This window comes from Streptomyces sp. NPDC001852, from assembly GCF_042891825.1.
Classification (GTDB): Bacteria; Actinomycetota; Actinomycetes; order Streptomycetales; family Streptomycetaceae; genus Streptomyces.
This window is the reverse complement of sequence record NZ_JBIATN010000029.1, coordinates 53,544-69,083: the sequence shown is the minus strand read 5'-3', so window position 1 is coordinate 69,083 and position 15,540 is coordinate 53,544. Positions and strand designations below refer to the sequence as shown.

Below are 15,540 nucleotides of genomic sequence, written 5' to 3'. Positions count from 1 at the left end.
GTCGTCACGACGGTCACGGTCGAACGGGCGACGGTCGTCACGGCGCTCGAAGCCACGGCCACCACGGTCGCCGCGCTCCTCACGGCGCTCGAAGCCGCCCCGCTCCTCACGGCGCTCGAAGGAACGGCCGCCGCGGTCGTCACGACGGTCACGGTCGAACGGGCGACGGTCGTCACGGCGCTCGAAGCCACGGCCACCACGGTCGCCGCGCTCCTCACGGCGCTCGAAGCCACGCTCACCGCGGTCGCGGTCACGGTCCCGGTCGAACGGGCGGCGCTCGTCACGGCGCTCGAAGGAGCGGCCACCACGGTCGTCACGGCGGTCACCCCGGTCCTCGCGGCGCTCGAAGCCGCGCCGCTCCCGGCGCTCGTACGGCGCCGAAGCCGCCGGACGCTCCTCGCGCCCGGTCTCCCGCACCGTCGGCTCCTCGGCCACGGCCGCGAGCTCCTCCGCCGCCGTCGCCTGGGCCTCGGCCACCGCGGCCTCGGGGTCCTCGCCACGCTCGCGGGCGACCCGGGCCACCAGCCGGTCGGCCTCCTCGCGCAGCTCGGTCGCGCGGCGCTGGGCGCGCTCCAGCTGCTTGGTGAGCTGGGCGACCTCGCGCTCGGCCTGCTGGGCGGCGTTGCCGGCGGACTCGGCCTGGACCTCGGTCATGGAGCGGGCGCCGGTGATCTCGGCGACCTCCGGGTCGAAGGCGGCGCCGCCCTGGATGATGTGGCGGGCCGCGTCGACGCCGGCGTCCTCCATCAGACGGAAGATCTGGCGGCGCTGGTGCGGCAGGGAGAGGGAGACGACCGTACCGGTGCGCCCGGCACGGGCCGTGCGGCCGGCGCGGTGCAGGTAGTCCTTGTGGTCGCCGGCCGGGTCCACGTTCAGCACCAGGTCGATGCCGTCGACGTGGATGCCGCGGGCGGCGACGTCGGTGGCGACCAGGACGTTGACATAACCGTCCTTGAAGTCGGCCAGGGTGCGGGTGCGGGCGCCCTGGGTCATGCCGCCGTGCAGCGCGTCGGCCTTCACACCGGCGTCGCGCAGCTGCTCGGCGACACGGTCGGCGCCCAGCTGGGTGCGCACGAAGATGATCGTGCGGCCCTTGCGGGAGGCGATCGCGGCGGTGACCGGCGCCTTGTCCTTGGGCTTCACGATGAGGATGTGGTGCGACATGGTCGTCACCGCGCCCTGGGCCGCGTCCACCTCGTGCGAGACGGGGCTGTTCAGGTAGCGGTCGACGAGGGTCTGGATCTCGTTCTCCATCGTGGCGGAGAAGAGCATGCGCTGGCCGCCGGCCGGGACCTGGTCGAGCAGCTCGGTGACCTCGGGCAGGAAGCCCAGGTCGGACATCTGGTCGGCCTCGTCCAGGACGGCGATCTGCACGTCCTCGAGGGAGCAGGCGCCACGGTTGATGATGTCGCGCAGCCGGCCCGGTGTGGCGACCAGGACGTCGACGCCGCGCTCCAGGGCGTAGATCTGGTTGCCCATGGAGGTGCCGCCGCAGACGACCTTCATCTTCAGGCCGAGGACGTCTCCGTACGGCTGGAGGGCGTCGGCGACCTGCATGGCCAGCTCGCGGGTCGGGGTGAGGATGACCGCGCGGGGCTTGTGCTTCTGGGTGCGGCCGCCGGCCAGCGTGGCCAGGGTCGGCAGACCGAAGGAGAGGGTCTTGCCGGAACCGGTGCGGCCGCGGCCGAGGATGTCCTTGCCGGCCAGGGCGTCCGGGATGGTCGCGGCCTGGATCGGGAAGGGGGTGGTCACGCCGTTCTGCGCGAGCTTGCGCACGACGCCCTCGGGCAGACCCAGGTCGGCGAAGGTGATCTGGGGGGTCTGGGTGGTGTCAGCGGCCTCGGGGGCCTCGGTGATCTCGGTCGTCGCGTCGGCGAGGTCGCCCTCGAACTCGGCGAGCTCGTTCTCGGACACGACGAACTGATCAGTACTGGACACGGACATGCGAATGCGAAACCTTCCGGAGTCTCTTCGGCACGCGCCCGTCAACTCCGTGATTCGCTCACGACCGCCTCAATGCGGTCCGCCACGGCAAAGGAGAGTACGCGCCACACGGCGCGCTCTGTGGTGGCGCCGGGCAAATGGGATCAAACGATCTACCACCATACGCACTCACCACCCCTGAAGGCAAACTGGCCCCGTTTCCGCAGGTGAGCCACGCCTCCGGCGCCCTGGAACCAAGGCTGCCACGCCTTCGGAGATCACGCGCGCCACGCCGGAGCGACGGTCGCCCCGCCTCCGCAAAGATCACGCGCGCCATCGCGTAGCTCAAGCGCCCCGACCCCGGAGATCAAGCGTCCCGCCCCGGAGATCAAGCGCGCCGCTTCCCGGGGATCACGCGCGCCGTCCGGGAGTTCACGCGCGCCGTCGGAGATCACGCCCCGACGTCCGTCCCGGGCGCCGGTGCCGGTTCGCGCTGGACGAGCTGGGTTCCCGTCGCCTCGTGGGCCGAGGAGGACGGCTCGGCCGACGGGGGCTGGGAGGTCGCCGGCGGCGGGGTGGAAGCGGGCGGCTCGGGCGGGGCGGAGGTGACCGGTGGCGTCGGCGGGGCGTTGGTCGGCGCCGGGCCCCCGGGGTCGACGGTCCTGCCGGGTTTGCCGGGCTTCGCCGGGGCCGCGGGCGAGCTGCCCTCGCCGGACGGGGCGGTGGCCGACGGGGAGGCCGACTCCTCCCCCCGCTCCGCCTTGCCGCCGTGCTTGTGCTTGCCGTCGCGCGCCGCGCCGTCGTGCCCACCGAAGCCGCCGGCGCCGTCCACCGGGCCGCCGTCGGGCCCCGCGCCGCCGTGCCGCCCCGCCGAGTGCGAGGGCCTGGCCGGGCCCGCGGCATCACCCACGTTCACACAGCCGGCGGCAGCGGCGAGGGCCAGCACGGTGACGGTGAGCCGGACGGGTACGGACAAGGGGCGCACGGCGGCCACCTCCGGAGGCAAGGAAAGGAGTCAACCTCCCCAACTCCCGCCGCCCGCAAGAGGACACGCGCCCGCAAGCCGTCGACGGCGAGGACGCCCCCCGGGGGCCACCCGCACCCGACGACGAAAGCCGCACGGGTGGTGCGGATGGGAACGAAATCCCCGCCGAACGCGAAGCCGAGGCGGCTGCCTCCCACGCCGAAGCGCCGCAGGCGACCTCACCCGTACCCGAGAGCATGCAGTCGGGCGTCGTCGATGCCGAAGTGGTGGGCGATCTCGTGCACCACGGTCACCTCGGTCTCCGCGACGACGTCCTCGCGGGAGTCGCACATCCGCAGCGTCGGCCCGCGGTAGACGGTGATCCGGTCCGGCAGCACCCCCGCGTACCACTCGCCCCGGTCGGTCAGCGGCGTGCCCTCGTACAGGCCGAGCAGCTCGGGGTCGTCGGCGGGAGGTTCGTCCTCCACGAACACCGCCACGTTGTCCATGAGCCGCATCAGCTCCGGCGGGATCCGGTCGAGCGCCTCGGCGACCAGTTCCTCGAACTCCTCGCGCGTCATCTCCAGCACATGGTCATTGTCGGCTACGAGGGCCCGTACGAAAGCGGTGCGGCACCGCATATCCACGCCTGTACACGGGCATACGGCACCAATGGTCCGCGTTCCCGTCGCCGCCCTCCGCACGATGACGAACCGCATACGCCCCGCCCGCAGCGGCACCCCCCGGCTGCCCGCCCTGGAACTCGCCGCCCGCCCCCGCCCCTGGCTCCGCGCCCTCGGCCTGACGGCCGTCGTGCTGGTCGGCGCCTGGCTGGGCCTGCTGATCGTCGGAAACGTACGCACGCCGGTCGGCCCCATGGACACCACGATGGCGCTGCGCCCGTCGCTCACCGGCGGCACGAAGATCAACGTCTCACCGCTGGGCGCGCTCACCCTGGACAGCCATGTGGCCCCCGTCCGTCTGGACGTCAACGTGGACCAGCTGGACCCGCTGCGCGCCCAGGCCCTGGTCGACCACCCCGAACGGATCTCCGGCCTCCAGGACGAGGTCGCCCGGGACGTCGAGCACGGCACGCTGGATCTGGCCGTGCGCTCCTGTGTCGCCGTGGTCGCCGGCGCCACGGCCCTCGGCCTCGCCGTCTACCGCAGCCCCCGCCGCTCCCTGGCCGCCGGCGGCCTCGCCCTGACCCTGCTGGCCGCGTCCGGGGCGAGCGCGTACGCCACCTGGAACCCGAAGTCGGTCCTGGAACCGAAGTTCTCCGGGCTGCTCACCTCGGCACCGGCGGTGGTCGGCAACGCGCGCAGCATCGTCACGGAATTCAACGTCTACCAGCAGGAGCTGGCCCGTCTGGTGACGAACGTGACGAAGCTCTACGACGTCACCTCCACCCTCCCGGCCTACCAGCCGGACCCCTCCACCATCCGGGTCCTGCACGTGTCGGACATCCATCTCAACCCGGCGAGCTGGAAGATCATCGCCTCGCTGGTGGAGCAGTACAAGGTGAACGTGATCGTCGACTCCGGCGACACGATGGACCACGGTACGGCGGCGGAGAACGGCTTCCTGGACCCGATCCGGGACCTGGGCGCGCCGTACGTCTGGGTGCGGGGCAACCACGACTCCCGAACCACCCAGCGCTATCTGGAGCGGATGAAGAACGTGCACGTCCTGGACGACGGCCGGGCGCAGACGGTCGCGGGACTGCGTTTCGCCGGCATCGGCGACCCGCAGTTCACCCCCGACCGTTCGGTGGCACCGGGCGGCGACGCGGCCGAGCAGCTGGCGGGCGACCGACTGGCCAGCACCCTGCGCGACCAGAGGGCGGCCGGAACCCCGGTGGACGTCGCGATCGCCCACGAACCGTCGGCGGCCCGTGAGACGGACGGCGAGGTGCCGCTGGTGCTGTGCGGCCACTTGCACCACGAGGGGGACGAGATGCTGCCCTACGGCACCCGGCTGCGCATGGAGGGTTCCACCGGCGGCAGCGGGCTGCGGGCGGTGGAGCGCAAGTACCCCGCGCCCATCGAGGCCTCGATCCTCTACTTCGACCGTGACAGCCACCGTCTCCAGGCCTGGGACGCGATCAAACTGGGGGGACTGGGCGAGACGACGGCCGAGGTCAGCCGCCATCTGGCGGACGAGAACCGGCCGAAGAGGACGCCTTCCCCAGGCGCCTCCTCCACCTCGTCCCGCACCCCTTCGGCCCCCTCGCCGTAAACCGTTTTGGCGATACTCCCCGCCATCCCATATGCTTCTCACGTCCCCGACGCGCTGAGAAGCGCCCAGGCGGGCCGATAGCCCTCATCGTCTAGCGGCCTAGGACGCCGCCCTTTCAAGGCGGTAGCACGGGTTCGAATCCCGTTGGGGGCACGCAATACCGTGTGCGACACTGTTGCACGCAAGCTTGGTCCTGTGGAGCAGTTTGGAGTGCTCGCCACCCTGTCAAGGTGGAGGCCGCGGGTTCAAATCCCGTCAGGACCGCTGGTGTTTCACGTGAAACACCGTGGCTGGGTAGCTCAGTTGGTACGAGCGTCCGCCTGAAAAGCGGAAGGTCGCCGGTTCGACCCCGGCCCCAGCCACCGTCAGAAGGCCCCGTTCAGTGAACGGGGCCTTCGCCGTAGGGGGACATTCATGACAGACGGCTTCCAGGGTTTCGAGATCGTCCGGCGTGGTTATGACCGGGCCCAGGTGGACGCCTATCTGACCCGGCTGGCCGCAGGCACGGCATCCGAGGCGCCGCCACCGTTCGACATCGTCCGGCGCGGGTACGACCGGGCTCAGGTCGACGCACGGGTCGCACAGCTGCTGGACGAAGGGACGGGGAGATGAGCCGGGAGCGGGCAGCATGACCACCGCCTACCTGGGCATCAAGGCCGTCGCCAACACCGCGAAGTCGATCGGCCTGAGCGGTGCGGCGCTCCCTCGGCACACCGATCCGGGCCCCGCCACCACACCCGCCCGGCGCACACTCTGAGCGCCCGGGACAAATCGTTCGCGTGTTTTTCGGACGGGGTGAGATCCTGGATCGCGTATGTCTACGCATCCCGCCCCCGTTCTCGGCACCCTCGCCCCCCGTCTGACCGAGTTGTCGCTGCGCGACGCGCATCGGCTCGGCCGGCGGCTCGAGGGCGCGCGCAAGATCCGTAAGCCGGAGGCCCGCGCCGCCGTCCTCGCCGAGATCGAGGCGGAGGTCGGCAAGGCCGAGGTCCGGATGGCCGAGCGGCGCTCCCGTGTGCCCTCCATCGGCTACCCGGAGCAGCTGCCGGTCAGCCAGAAGAAGGACGAGATCGCGGCGGCCATCCGCGATCACCAGGTCGTCATCGTGGCCGGTGAGACCGGTTCCGGAAAGACCACGCAGATCCCGAAGATCTGCCTGGAGCTGGGACGCGGCGTACGCGGCATGATCGGGCACACGCAGCCCCGGCGTATCGCCGCCCGCACCGTCGCCGAGCGCGTGGCGGAGGAGATGCGGACGCCGCTCGGCGAGGCCGTCGGCTGGAAGGTGCGGTTCACCGACCAGGTGAACCCGGACGCCACCTTCATCAAGCTGATGACGGACGGCATCCTGCTCGCCGAGATCCAGACGGACCGCGAGCTGCGCGCCTACGACACCATCATCATCGACGAGGCCCACGAGCGGTCCCTCAACATCGACTTCCTGCTCGGCTACCTGGCCCAGTTGCTGCCGAAACGGCCGGATCTCAAGGTCGTCATCACCTCGGCCACCATCGACCCCGAGCGCTTCTCCCGGCACTTCGGCGACGCGCCGATCATCGAGGTCAGCGGGCGGACGTACCCGGTCGAGGTGCGCTACCGCCCCCTCCTCGAAGAGGACTCCGAGGACGCCGACCGGGACCAGATCACCGCGATCTGCGAGGCCGTCGAGGAGCTCCAGGCCGAGGGCCAGGGCGACATCCTCGTCTTCCTCTCCGGCGAGCGGGAGATCCGGGACACCGCCGACGCCCTGGAGAAGAAGAAATACAGGTTCACCGAGATCCTGCCCCTCTACGCCCGGCTCTCGCACGCCGAGCAGCACCGGGTCTTCCAGCCGCACACCGGGCGCAGGATCGTTCTGGCCACGAACGTCGCCGAGACCTCCCTCACCGTCCCCGGCATCAAGTACGTCATCGATCCCGGCTTCGCCCGGATCAGCCGCTACAGCCACCGCACCAAGGTCCAGCGGCTGCCCATCGAGCCGATCTCCCAGGCCAGCGCCAACCAGCGCAAGGGCCGCTGCGGCCGTACGAGCGACGGCATCTGCATCCGCCTCTACTCCGAGGACGACTTCGTCGCCCGCCCGGAGTTCACGGACGCGGAGATCCTCCGTACGAACCTGGCCTCCGTCATCCTCCAGATGACCGCGGCCGGCCTCGGCGACATCGAGAAGTTCCCCTTCATCGACCCGCCGGACCACCGCAACATCCGCGACGGCGTGCAGTTGCTGCAGGAGCTGCACGCGCTGGACCCGGACCAGAAGGACCCGCGCAAGCGCCTCACCGACACCGGCCGGAAGCTGGCTCAGCTGCCCGTCGACCCCCGGCTGGCCCGCATGGTCCTGGAAGCCGACAAGAACGGCTGTGTCCGCGAGGTCATGGTCATCGCCGCCGCGCTGTCCATCCAGGACCCGCGCGAGCGCCCGGCCGACAAGCAGGCCCAGGCCGACCAGCAGCACGCCCGCTTCAGGGACGAGACCAGCGACTTCCTCGCCTACCTCAACCTGTGGCGGTACATCCGCGAGCAGCAGAAGGAGCGGGGATCGTCGTCCTTCCGGCGGATGTGCAAGCAGGAGTACCTGAACTTCCTGCGCATCCGTGAGTGGCAGGACATCTACACCCAGCTGCGCACGGTCGCCAAGCAGATGGGCATCCACCTGAACGAGGAGGACGCCCCGGCCGACCGCATCCACACCTCCCTCCTCGCCGGCCTCCTCTCCCACATCGGGATGAAGGACGTACGCGACGGCAACAAGAACGAGTACCTGGGCGCCCGCAACGCCAAGTTCGCGATCTTCCCGGGTTCGGCGCTGTTCAAGAAGCAGCCGAAGTTCGTGATGTCGGCCGAGCTGGTCGAGACGTCCAGGCTGTGGGCGCGGGTCAACGCCAAGATCGAGCCGGAGTGGGTCGAACCGCTCGCCGGACACCTCCTGAAGCGGACGTACAGCGAACCGCACTGGGAGAAGGACCAGGCGGCCGTGATGGCGTACGAGAAGGTCACCCTGTACGGCGTGCCGATCGTCGCCCAGCGCAAGGTGAACTACGGCCGCATCGACCCGGAGACGAGTCGCGAGCTGTTCATCCGCAACGCGCTGGTCGAGGGCGACTGGCGCACGCACCACAAGTTCTTCGCCGACAACCGCAGACTCCTCAGCGAGGTCGAGGAGCTGGAGCACCGGGCGCGGCGCCGGGACATCGTGGTCGACGACGAGACGCTCTTCGACTTCTACGACCAGCGGGTGCCCGAACACGTGGTGTCCGGCGCGCACTTCGACTCCTGGTGGAAGCGGAAGCGGCACGAGCAGCCGGACTTCCTGGACTTCGAGCGGGAGATGCTCATCCGGGAGTCGGCGGAGGCGGTCACCAAGGCCGACTACCCCGATTCCTGGCGGCAGGGCCCGCTGAAGTTCCGGGTCACGTACCAGTTCGAGCCGGGCGCCGACGCCGACGGCGTCACGGTCCACATCCCTCTCCAGGTCCTCAACCAGGTCACGGACGAGGGCTTCGACTGGCAGATCCCGGGTCTGCGCGAGGAGGTCGTGACGGAGCTGATCCGCTCGCTCCCGAAGCCGATCCGCCGCAACTACGTGCCCGCGCCGAACTACGCGAAGGCGTTCCTGGAGAAGGCGGTGCCCCTGCAGGAGCCGCTGCCGGTGACGATGGCGCGCGAGCTGAAGCGGATGGTCGGCGTCCCCTTCGAGGCGGACGACTTCGACTGGTCCAAGGTGCCCGACCACCTCAAGATCACCTTCCGGATCGTCGACGAGCGGCGCCGGAAGCTGGCCGAGGACAAGGACCTGGAGGCACTGAAGCTCAGGCTGAAGCCGAAGGCGAGGCAGGCCCTGTCCCAGGCGGCAGCGGCGACCGCGTCCCGCGAGGGCGGCGAGTCCCTGGAGCGCAAGGGCCTGACCGACTGGACGATCGGCACCCTCACCCGGGTCTTCGAGACCCGCCGGGCCGGCCAGCCGGTGAAGGCGTACCCGGCGCTGGTGGACGACGGCGACACGGTCTCGGTGCGGCTCTTCGACACGGAGGCCGAGCAGGCCGAGGCCATGTGGAAGGGCACCCGGCGGCTGATCCTGCGGAACATCCCGGTGAACCCGGCGAAATTCGCGTCCGAGAAGCTGACGAACGCCCAGAAGCTGGCGCTCTCCGCGAACCCGCACGGCTCCGTCCAGGCGTTGTTCGACGACTGCGCGATGGCGGCGGCCGACAAGCTGATCGGGGACTTCGGGGGTCCGGCCTGGGACGAGGAGTCGTACCGGAAGCTGTACGACAAGGTGCGCGCGGACATCGTCGACACGACGGTCCGCACCGTCGCCCAGGTGCAGCAGGTGCTCGCCGCCTGGCAGGCCTGTGAACGCCGGCTGAAGGCCGTGAGCAGCCCTGCCCTGCTGGCAAACCTGACGGACGTACGCAAGCAGCTGGACGCCCTCGTGAAGCCGGGATTCGTCACCTGGGCGGGGATACGGCGCCTTCCCGACCTGATGCGCTACCTGGTGGCCGCGGACCGGCGCCTGCAGCAGATGCCGACGAACGTCCAGCGGGACACGACGCGCATGGAGAAGGTCCACGAGATGCAGGACGAGTACGCCTGGCTCCTGGAGCAGCTTCCCCAGGGCCGCCCGGTCCCCTCCTCGGTCCTGGACATCCGCTGGATGATCGAGGAGCTGCGGGTCAGCTACTTCGCCCATGCGCTCGGCACCGCGTACCCCGTCTCCGACAAGCGGATCGTGAAGGCGATCGACGCCGCCGTGCCGTAACCGCTCGCGCACAGGGGGTGAGTTCGACCAGGCGGCCTCACCTCCTGTACAGTCTCTTCTCGCAGCGCAGTGCACAAACCAAGCGCCGCGAAACCTGGTCCTGTGGAGCAGTTTGGAGTGCTCGCCACCCTGTCAAGGTGGAGGCCGCGGGTTCAAATCCCGTCAGGACCGCATCGAAGAAGGGCCCCCTCTGGGGGCCCTTCTTCTGTTCCGGCGCAGTGAGCCCCCGTACGGCCTCTCCTCCCGGTCCGGCGCAGTGGAGGCGCTGGGAGGGACCCTTCCCACTTCCTCCAGCCGGCGTCGGCGCCCTTGACGGCGTCTCTTCGCGTCGGTACCCAGAAGACAGGGTCCGTTCCCCTGTGCGGTCCGCGGAGGTGGCGTATGGCGGCTTCGGTCAGGCACGAGACGCGAGCGCTGCTGAGGGCCCATCTGGCGGCCGCCTCGTCCTACCGGCATCTCACCCGCCACTGCCCCATCTGTCATCACCTGCTGCGGCTGGTGCTGGACGCCGGCCCACGGGTCTCCGAAGCGGGCGACGAGGAAGGCGAGGGCCGGCGCCCCCGCAGCGCGTGACCGCTGCCGGCCCCAACAGCCCTGCCCACGTGGGACGCTGGGGCGGGCCGCTCCATTAGCGCACCCGTCCCATCGGCAACAACCGCCAGGACGTGTGACGGGAGTCACCGCATGAGTTTTTGAAAGGGCGGTACTTACCCCTGGCCTACAACGGGTCAATTTAATATGTGCAATTGCACCGCTCTCAGAGGTCGCGCACAGCCGTTCCGACACCCCTGCCCAGACTCCGACAAGGCCGCTCACAGCGGCCCACCACGCCTGCGACCAGCGCACAAAAAAGATCGCGCTGGACCCGGCGGAGTCCAGCGCGATCTACGACGCACCCTGTGTCGCTGCCTACAACGTTCCGTTCGGCTTGGGCGAGGGCCCTGTTGGGGCAGGTCCCGCGTCGCTTGGAGCTAGGGTTCGGGCGCCTCGGCCGGTTGGGGGACCTGCCGGATTGCCCGGTTATTCGGTTGTTCAGGCCTCGCTGCGCTGCTGCGGGATGCCCGCGAGCAGTGCGCGGACCTCGGCCTCGCGGTAGCGGCGGTGCCCGCCGAGCGTGCGGATGGACGTGAGCTTGCCGGCCTTCGCCCACCGCGTGACCGTCTTGGGGTCGACACGGAACATGGTGGCGACCTCAGCCGGGGTCAGCAGCGGCTCGGCATCAGGGGTGCGAGCGGTCATGAGCGGCCTCCTCGGGAGAACCGAACCTTCTCGGTTCTTTCCTCTAAATTCTGCACCTTGACCCGCGTTGCCCGAAATGGCGGACGCGAGTCGAGTCGGTTATAGGACGAACGGCTTGTCCTCGGCACTACAACTACACCATCTGTCCAGCCGCGTCGGCCAAACCGATGGAATTGCCCTCCCAGGTGTTCATCAGCGACGGAAGCCGATGGACCATGCCATAGCGGACAGTCACGCCACTGTGACGATCAGTCACAGGACGATCAGGAGTCACAAGACCCCCCAAAGCGCGCAATGCCGAGAATCCGCCCGCAGTGGAGCACAGTTGGACGGAAGGAGCCCTCCCCGGACTCCTTGTCCTATTTTGGCATGAGGGGTGGCAAGAGGCGCAAGGGCCGCGTAAGTGCCGTCCATCACCCTTGGGACAAAAGTCCAGATCGGAACCAACGTCCCGTCACATGGTCAAGTGGCCTAGACCGTACGTCGTTCGACGCCGTTTGGGGCCGTGACGTACGTCACACCCGTTGCCTCGTGGGACTTCAGTTCGCCGAGCGCCGGTCCCGGACCGCCCGCCACCGCTCCACGAGCCGCGCATAGGCCTCCCCGGCCGCCGCCCCGTCGCCCCGCCGCAGCGCCTCGACGCCCTCGGCCACGTCCGCCGCCGAGTGGTCGCCCTCCAGCTCACCGGCCGGCAGCACATGCACCAGGCCGCCGTAGTCCAGCTCCACCAGCGAGCGCGGGTGGAACTCCTCCAGCCAGCGGCCGACGTCCACCAGGCCGTCGATCAGCGGGCCTTCCTCCACGGTGTCCTTCAGCGTGCGCAGCGCCCGCGCCACCCGACGCCGGGCCTGCACCATCGGCGTGCGGTAGCGCAGCAGTGGCGGCACCTCGGCGGTGCCCTTCTCGTAGCGCCGCTCCTCGTCCGAGACCAGCACGAACCAGTTCAGCGGCACCTGCCAGGTCGATGTGCGGATCCACGGGCGGGCGTCGGGGTTGCGGGCCAGCCAGCGCTCGTAGTCCTGGGCGGCCTGGCGCCGCACGACCGGCGGCAGCACCGCGTCCAGCACCGGCGCGGGCAGCTCCTCGGCCAGCTCGCCGAGCGCCTGCCAGCCGCGCAGCCGGGTCCGCCAGGGGCACACGCAGACCACGCCGTCGACCTCCAGCACGAAGGCGTCGCCGCTCTCGTGCACCGGCACCACGACCGGCGGGGTGGGCAGCAAGTCGGCCAGGGAGCGGCGCAGTTCGTCCTGGTAGGAGGGGCGGTCGGGGCGGCGGGCGTAGCGCGCCCAGTGGCTGCGCTCCGGCTCCGGGAAGGCGCCCAGCGGCTCGTACACGCGCAGGTACGCGGCATAGGGGACGACCACGGAGGACACCTTCGGCACGCCTGCTCCCTCCCCAGCGGACCCCGCTCGAAACACTGCAAATCGTGCCACGGTCATGCGTGCACGAACGCCCCGGGAGAGTGATCCTGAACACTGCACGGATGGTGGTCGTGCCAAGGCTCTACGCTCATGCCACGGCACCCCGCCACCCGTACGGGGTTCCACCCCACTCGCCGCTCTTTACACAGGAGTCACCACAGTGACCGACGTAATTGGCGCACCTGCTGATGTCCTGCACACCCTGTTCCACTCGGACCAGGGGGGCCATGAGCAGGTCGTGCTCTGCCAGGACCGCGCAAGCGGCCTCAAGGCCGTGATCGCCATCCACTCCACCGCCCTGGGCCCGGCCCTCGGCGGCACGCGCTTCTACCCTTATGCGAACGAGGCCGAGGCCGTCGCCGACGCCCTCAACCTCGCGCGCGGAATGTCGTACAAGAACGCCATGGCCGGCCTCGACCACGGCGGCGGCAAGGCCGTGATCATCGGCGACCCGGAGCGCGACAAGACCGAGGAGCTGCTCCTCGCCTACGGCCGCATGGTCGCCTCGCTCGGCGGGCGCTACGTCACCGCGTGCGACGTCGGCACCTACGTCGCCGACATGGACGTCGTGGCCCGGGAGTGCCGCTGGACCACCGGCCGCTCCCCCGAGAACGGCGGCGCCGGTGACTCCTCCGTGCTCACCGCCTTCGGCGTCTACCAGGGCATGCGCGCCTCCGCCCAGCACCTGTGGGGCGACCCCTCGCTGCGCGGCCGCAAGGTCGGCATCGCCGGCGTCGGCAAGGTCGGCCACCACCTGGTGAAGCACCTGCGCGACGAGGGCGCCGAGGTCGTCGTCACGGACGTGCGCACGGACGCCGTCCAGCGGATCCTCGAGCAGTACCCGGCCGGCGTGACGGCGGTCGCGGACACCGAGGCGCTGATCCGCGTCGAGGGGCTCGACATCTACGCCCCCTGCGCGCTCGGCGGCGCCCTGAACGACGACAGCGTGCCGGTGCTCACCGCCAAGGTGGTGTGCGGCGCCGCCAACAACCAGCTCGCGCACCCGGGCGTGGAGAAGGACCTCGCCGACCGCGGGATCCTCTACGCGCCGGACTACGTGGTCAACGCGGGCGGGGTCATCCAGGTGGCCGACGAACTGCACGGTTTCGACTTCGACCGGTGCAGGGCGAAGGCGTCGAAGATCTTCGACACCACGCTGGCCATATTCGCACGTGCGAAGGAAGACGGGATTCCGCCGGCCGCCGCGGCCGACCGGATCGCCGAGCAGCGGATGGCCGAGGCCCGCGCGGGACACGCCGCGCACTGACCCGGTCGCCCGGGTGAGCGGTACCCGCCGGTGGGTACTTCGAGAGAACTCTCACTTCCATCGGCGGGTCGTTCCCCGATAAGTGGTTAAAATCGCCACTGACCAGCGAGGACGGGGCGCCTCAAAGGTCTTGGGCACACGCGCGTGCTGCGGGCGACGTACCGTATGGGCGCGGGCTCAGGTACCGTGGAAGCCCTACGGACCGGCCCCTCCGCGGAGGGTCCGTTCCGGATCATGAACGCGTGTCAGACTCTGGGGCCGTTGAGCCCCGTCACCGAGGGGGTCGAGCCATGGGGCGCGGCCGGGCCAAGGCCAAGCAGACAAAGGTCGCCCGCCAGCTGAAGTACAACAGCGGTGGGACTGACCTGTCACGTCTGGCCAGTGAACTGGGCGCATCGACTTCGAGCCAGCCGCCGAACGGCGAGCCGTTCGAGGACGATGAGCATGACGAGGACGACCTGTACTCCCGTTACGCCGACCTCTATGAGGACGACGAGGACGAGGACGAGGGTCCCTCACAACACCGTCGCGGCGCTTGACCTTGCACTGAGTAACAGTCCGGTCGGTGGCACAGCCACCGACCGGCTTCTGTGCTATCCGCAGGCCGGGCGGGTGCGGTCACCCGCCGCCGCTCAGCGGGCGTAGTCCCCCACCAGCTCCGCGCCCGACTCCTTGTCGCCGCGGTCGGTGATCTCGCCGGCCACCCAGGCGTCGACGCCGCGGTCGGCCAGGGTCGCGAGGGCCACCTCGGTGGACTCCGCGGGGACGATCGCCATCATGCCGACGCCCATGTTGAGGGTCTTCTCCAGCTCCAGGCGCTCGACGTTCCCGGTCTTCCCGACCAGGTCGAAGATCGCGCCCGGGGTCCAGGTGGAGCGGTCGACGACCGCGTGCAGCTCGTCGGGGATGACGCGGGCCAGGTTGGCCGCGAGTCCGCCGCCGGTGATGTGCGAGAACGCGTGCACATCCGTGGTGCGGATCAGCGCCAGGCAGTCCAGCGAGTAGATCTTGGTGGGCTCCAGCAGCTCCTCGCCGAGGGTGCGGCCGAGCTCCGGGACCTCCGTCTCCAGGGCCAGGCCGGCCGTGTTCAGCAGAACGTGGCGGACCAGGGAGTACCCGTTCGAGTGAAGCCCGGAGGACGCCATGGCGATCACCGCGTCACCCGTACGGATGCGATCCGCGCCGAGCAGCCGGTCGGCCTCCACCACGCCCGTACCGGCCCCGGCGACGTCGAAGTCGTCCTCGCCCAGCAGGCCGGGGTGTTCGGCCGTCTCGCCGCCCACCAGGGCGCATCCGGCGAGCACACAGCCCTCCGCGATGCCCTTCACGATGGCCGCGACGCGCTCGGGGTGGACCTTGCCGACGCAGATGTAGTCGGTCATGAACAGCGGCTCGGCACCGCACACCACGATGTCGTCCATGACCATGGCGACCAGGTCGTGGCCGATGGTGTCGTAGACGCCCATGCGGCGCGCGACGTCCACCTTCGTGCCGACGCCGTCCGTGGCGGAGGCGAGGAGGGGACGCTCGTAGCGCTTGAGGGCGGAGGCGTCGAAGAGCCCGGCGAAGCCGCCGAGGCCGCCGAGGACCTCGGGACGCTGCGTCTTCTTCACCCACTCCTTCATCAGCTCGACCGCGCGGTCGCCCGCCTCGATGTCGACGCCCGCCGCTGCGTAGCTGGCACCGGTTGTCTCAGACATGACTGTGAGAGCTTTCGTGTCGTCCTGCG

Annotated in this window: 13 protein-coding genes and 4 tRNA genes; 11 read left to right on the top strand and 6 right to left on the bottom strand. The window is 70.1% G+C overall.

All coding sequences use genetic code 11. The features are described from left to right. The 3 genes from ACFYZB_RS36565 to ACFYZB_RS36555 all read right to left on the bottom strand — a co-directional run. Nucleotides 1-1,944: DEAD/DEAH box helicase (locus tag ACFYZB_RS36565; RefSeq protein ID WP_388765827.1), on the bottom strand; the 1,944-nt coding region annotated here is incomplete at its 3' end. 430 nt (nucleotides 1,945-2,374) lie between these two features. Next, nucleotides 2,375-2,908 (bottom strand): hypothetical protein, encoded by a 534-nt coding sequence (locus ACFYZB_RS36560; protein WP_388765825.1) that lies wholly within the window; start codon nucleotides 2,906-2,908, stop codon nucleotides 2,375-2,377. A 218-nt stretch (nucleotides 2,909-3,126) separates the two neighbouring features. Next, entirely contained in the window at nucleotides 3,127-3,477 is a 351-nt protein-coding gene (locus tag ACFYZB_RS36555; protein ID WP_351208708.1) for a metallopeptidase family protein, read from the bottom strand. 82 nt (nucleotides 3,478-3,559) lie between these two features. Here ACFYZB_RS36555 and ACFYZB_RS36550 point away from each other — a divergent pair, with 82 nt between their 5' ends. The 9 genes from ACFYZB_RS36550 to ACFYZB_RS36510 all read left to right on the top strand — a co-directional run bounded on the left by ACFYZB_RS36550 (nucleotide 3,560) and on the right by ACFYZB_RS36510 (nucleotide 10,457). Next, nucleotides 3,560-5,125: a metallophosphoesterase gene (locus ACFYZB_RS36550; RefSeq protein WP_388765823.1), complete on the top strand. Its 1,566-nt coding sequence runs from the start codon at nucleotides 3,560-3,562 to the stop codon at nucleotides 5,123-5,125. An 80-nt stretch (nucleotides 5,126-5,205) separates the two neighbouring features. Further along, nucleotides 5,206-5,278: transfer RNA gene (locus ACFYZB_RS36545), tRNA-Glu, on the top strand. Nucleotides 5,279-5,314: 36 nt separating this feature from the next. Further along, nucleotides 5,315-5,389: transfer RNA gene (locus tag ACFYZB_RS36540), tRNA-Asp, on the top strand. 24 nt (nucleotides 5,390-5,413) lie between these two features. Then, nucleotides 5,414-5,487: transfer RNA gene (locus tag ACFYZB_RS36535), tRNA-Phe, on the top strand. A 52-nt stretch (nucleotides 5,488-5,539) separates the two neighbouring features. Continuing rightward, complete coding sequence (locus tag ACFYZB_RS36530) at nucleotides 5,540-5,737, top strand: DivIVA domain-containing protein (RefSeq protein WP_388765822.1); 198 nt, start codon at nucleotides 5,540-5,542, stop codon at nucleotides 5,735-5,737. A gap of 16 nt (nucleotides 5,738-5,753) precedes the next feature. Next, nucleotides 5,754-5,882, top strand: coding sequence for a hypothetical protein (locus tag ACFYZB_RS36525; protein WP_388765820.1), 129 nt, complete (start codon nucleotides 5,754-5,756; stop codon nucleotides 5,880-5,882). A 57-nt stretch (nucleotides 5,883-5,939) separates the two neighbouring features. Further along, nucleotides 5,940-9,884 carry an ATP-dependent RNA helicase HrpA gene (hrpA, locus tag ACFYZB_RS36520; RefSeq protein WP_388765818.1) on the top strand — a complete coding sequence of 1,315 codons (3,945 nt, stop codon included), beginning with the start codon at nucleotides 5,940-5,942 and terminating at the stop codon, nucleotides 9,882-9,884. A gap of 96 nt (nucleotides 9,885-9,980) precedes the next feature. Next, nucleotides 9,981-10,055, top strand: a tRNA-Asp gene (locus ACFYZB_RS36515). Nucleotides 10,056-10,265: 210 nt separating this feature from the next. Beyond that, nucleotides 10,266-10,457: a DUF6274 family protein gene (locus ACFYZB_RS36510; RefSeq protein WP_388765816.1), complete on the top strand. Its 192-nt coding sequence runs from the start codon at nucleotides 10,266-10,268 to the stop codon at nucleotides 10,455-10,457. Nucleotides 10,458-10,916: 459 nt separating this feature from the next. Here ACFYZB_RS36510 and bldC read toward each other — a convergent pair whose 3' ends face one another. Both bldC and ACFYZB_RS36500 read right to left on the bottom strand, forming a co-directional pair. Continuing rightward, nucleotides 10,917-11,123 (bottom strand): developmental transcriptional regulator BldC, encoded by a 207-nt coding sequence (gene bldC, locus ACFYZB_RS36505; RefSeq protein WP_003949541.1) that lies wholly within the window; start codon nucleotides 11,121-11,123, stop codon nucleotides 10,917-10,919. Nucleotides 11,124-11,662: 539 nt separating this feature from the next. After that, nucleotides 11,663-12,505 carry a hypothetical protein gene (locus tag ACFYZB_RS36500; RefSeq protein WP_388765814.1) on the bottom strand — a complete coding sequence of 281 codons (843 nt, stop codon included), beginning with the start codon at nucleotides 12,503-12,505 and terminating at the stop codon, nucleotides 11,663-11,665. 199 nt (nucleotides 12,506-12,704) lie between these two features. On the opposite strand from ACFYZB_RS36500, the gene ACFYZB_RS36495 reads away from it, so the two are divergent. Together ACFYZB_RS36495 and ACFYZB_RS36490 are read left to right on the top strand one after the other, a co-directional pair. Then, entirely contained in the window at nucleotides 12,705-13,811 is a 1,107-nt protein-coding gene (locus tag ACFYZB_RS36495; RefSeq protein WP_351208701.1) for a Glu/Leu/Phe/Val dehydrogenase dimerization domain-containing protein, read from the top strand. 290 nt (nucleotides 13,812-14,101) lie between these two features. Continuing rightward, nucleotides 14,102-14,350 (top strand): DUF3073 domain-containing protein, encoded by a 249-nt coding sequence (locus ACFYZB_RS36490; protein ID WP_055707141.1) that lies wholly within the window; start codon nucleotides 14,102-14,104, stop codon nucleotides 14,348-14,350. A gap of 93 nt (nucleotides 14,351-14,443) precedes the next feature. Here the strand turns inward: ACFYZB_RS36490 and purM are convergent, their stop codons facing one another. After that, nucleotides 14,444-15,511 (bottom strand): phosphoribosylformylglycinamidine cyclo-ligase, encoded by a 1,068-nt coding sequence (purM, locus tag ACFYZB_RS36485; protein ID WP_351208700.1) that lies wholly within the window; start codon nucleotides 15,509-15,511, stop codon nucleotides 14,444-14,446. Nucleotides 15,512-15,540: the final 29 nt, after the last annotated feature.

Bases quoted from the DNA above. Each gene is read 5' to 3' on its own strand.
- ACFYZB_RS36550 (WP_388765823.1), top strand. From the start codon at position 3,560: ATGGTCCGCGTTCCCGTCGCCGCCCTCCGCACGATGACGAACCGCATA.
- ACFYZB_RS36530 (WP_388765822.1), top strand. From the start codon at position 5,540: ATGACAGACGGCTTCCAGGGTTTCGAGATCGTCCGGCGTGGTTATGAC.
- ACFYZB_RS36525 (WP_388765820.1), top strand. From the start codon at position 5,754: ATGACCACCGCCTACCTGGGCATCAAGGCCGTCGCCAACACCGCGAAG.
- hrpA (WP_388765818.1), top strand. From the start codon at position 5,940: ATGTCTACGCATCCCGCCCCCGTTCTCGGCACCCTCGCCCCCCGTCTG.
- ACFYZB_RS36510 (WP_388765816.1), top strand. From the start codon at position 10,266: ATGGCGGCTTCGGTCAGGCACGAGACGCGAGCGCTGCTGAGGGCCCAT.
- bldC (WP_003949541.1), bottom strand. From the start codon at position 11,123: ATGACCGCTCGCACCCCTGATGCCGAGCCGCTGCTGACCCCGGCTGAG.
- ACFYZB_RS36490 (WP_055707141.1), top strand. From the start codon at position 14,102: ATGGGGCGCGGCCGGGCCAAGGCCAAGCAGACAAAGGTCGCCCGCCAG.
- purM (WP_351208700.1), bottom strand. From the start codon at position 15,511: ATGTCTGAGACAACCGGTGCCAGCTACGCAGCGGCGGGCGTCGACATC.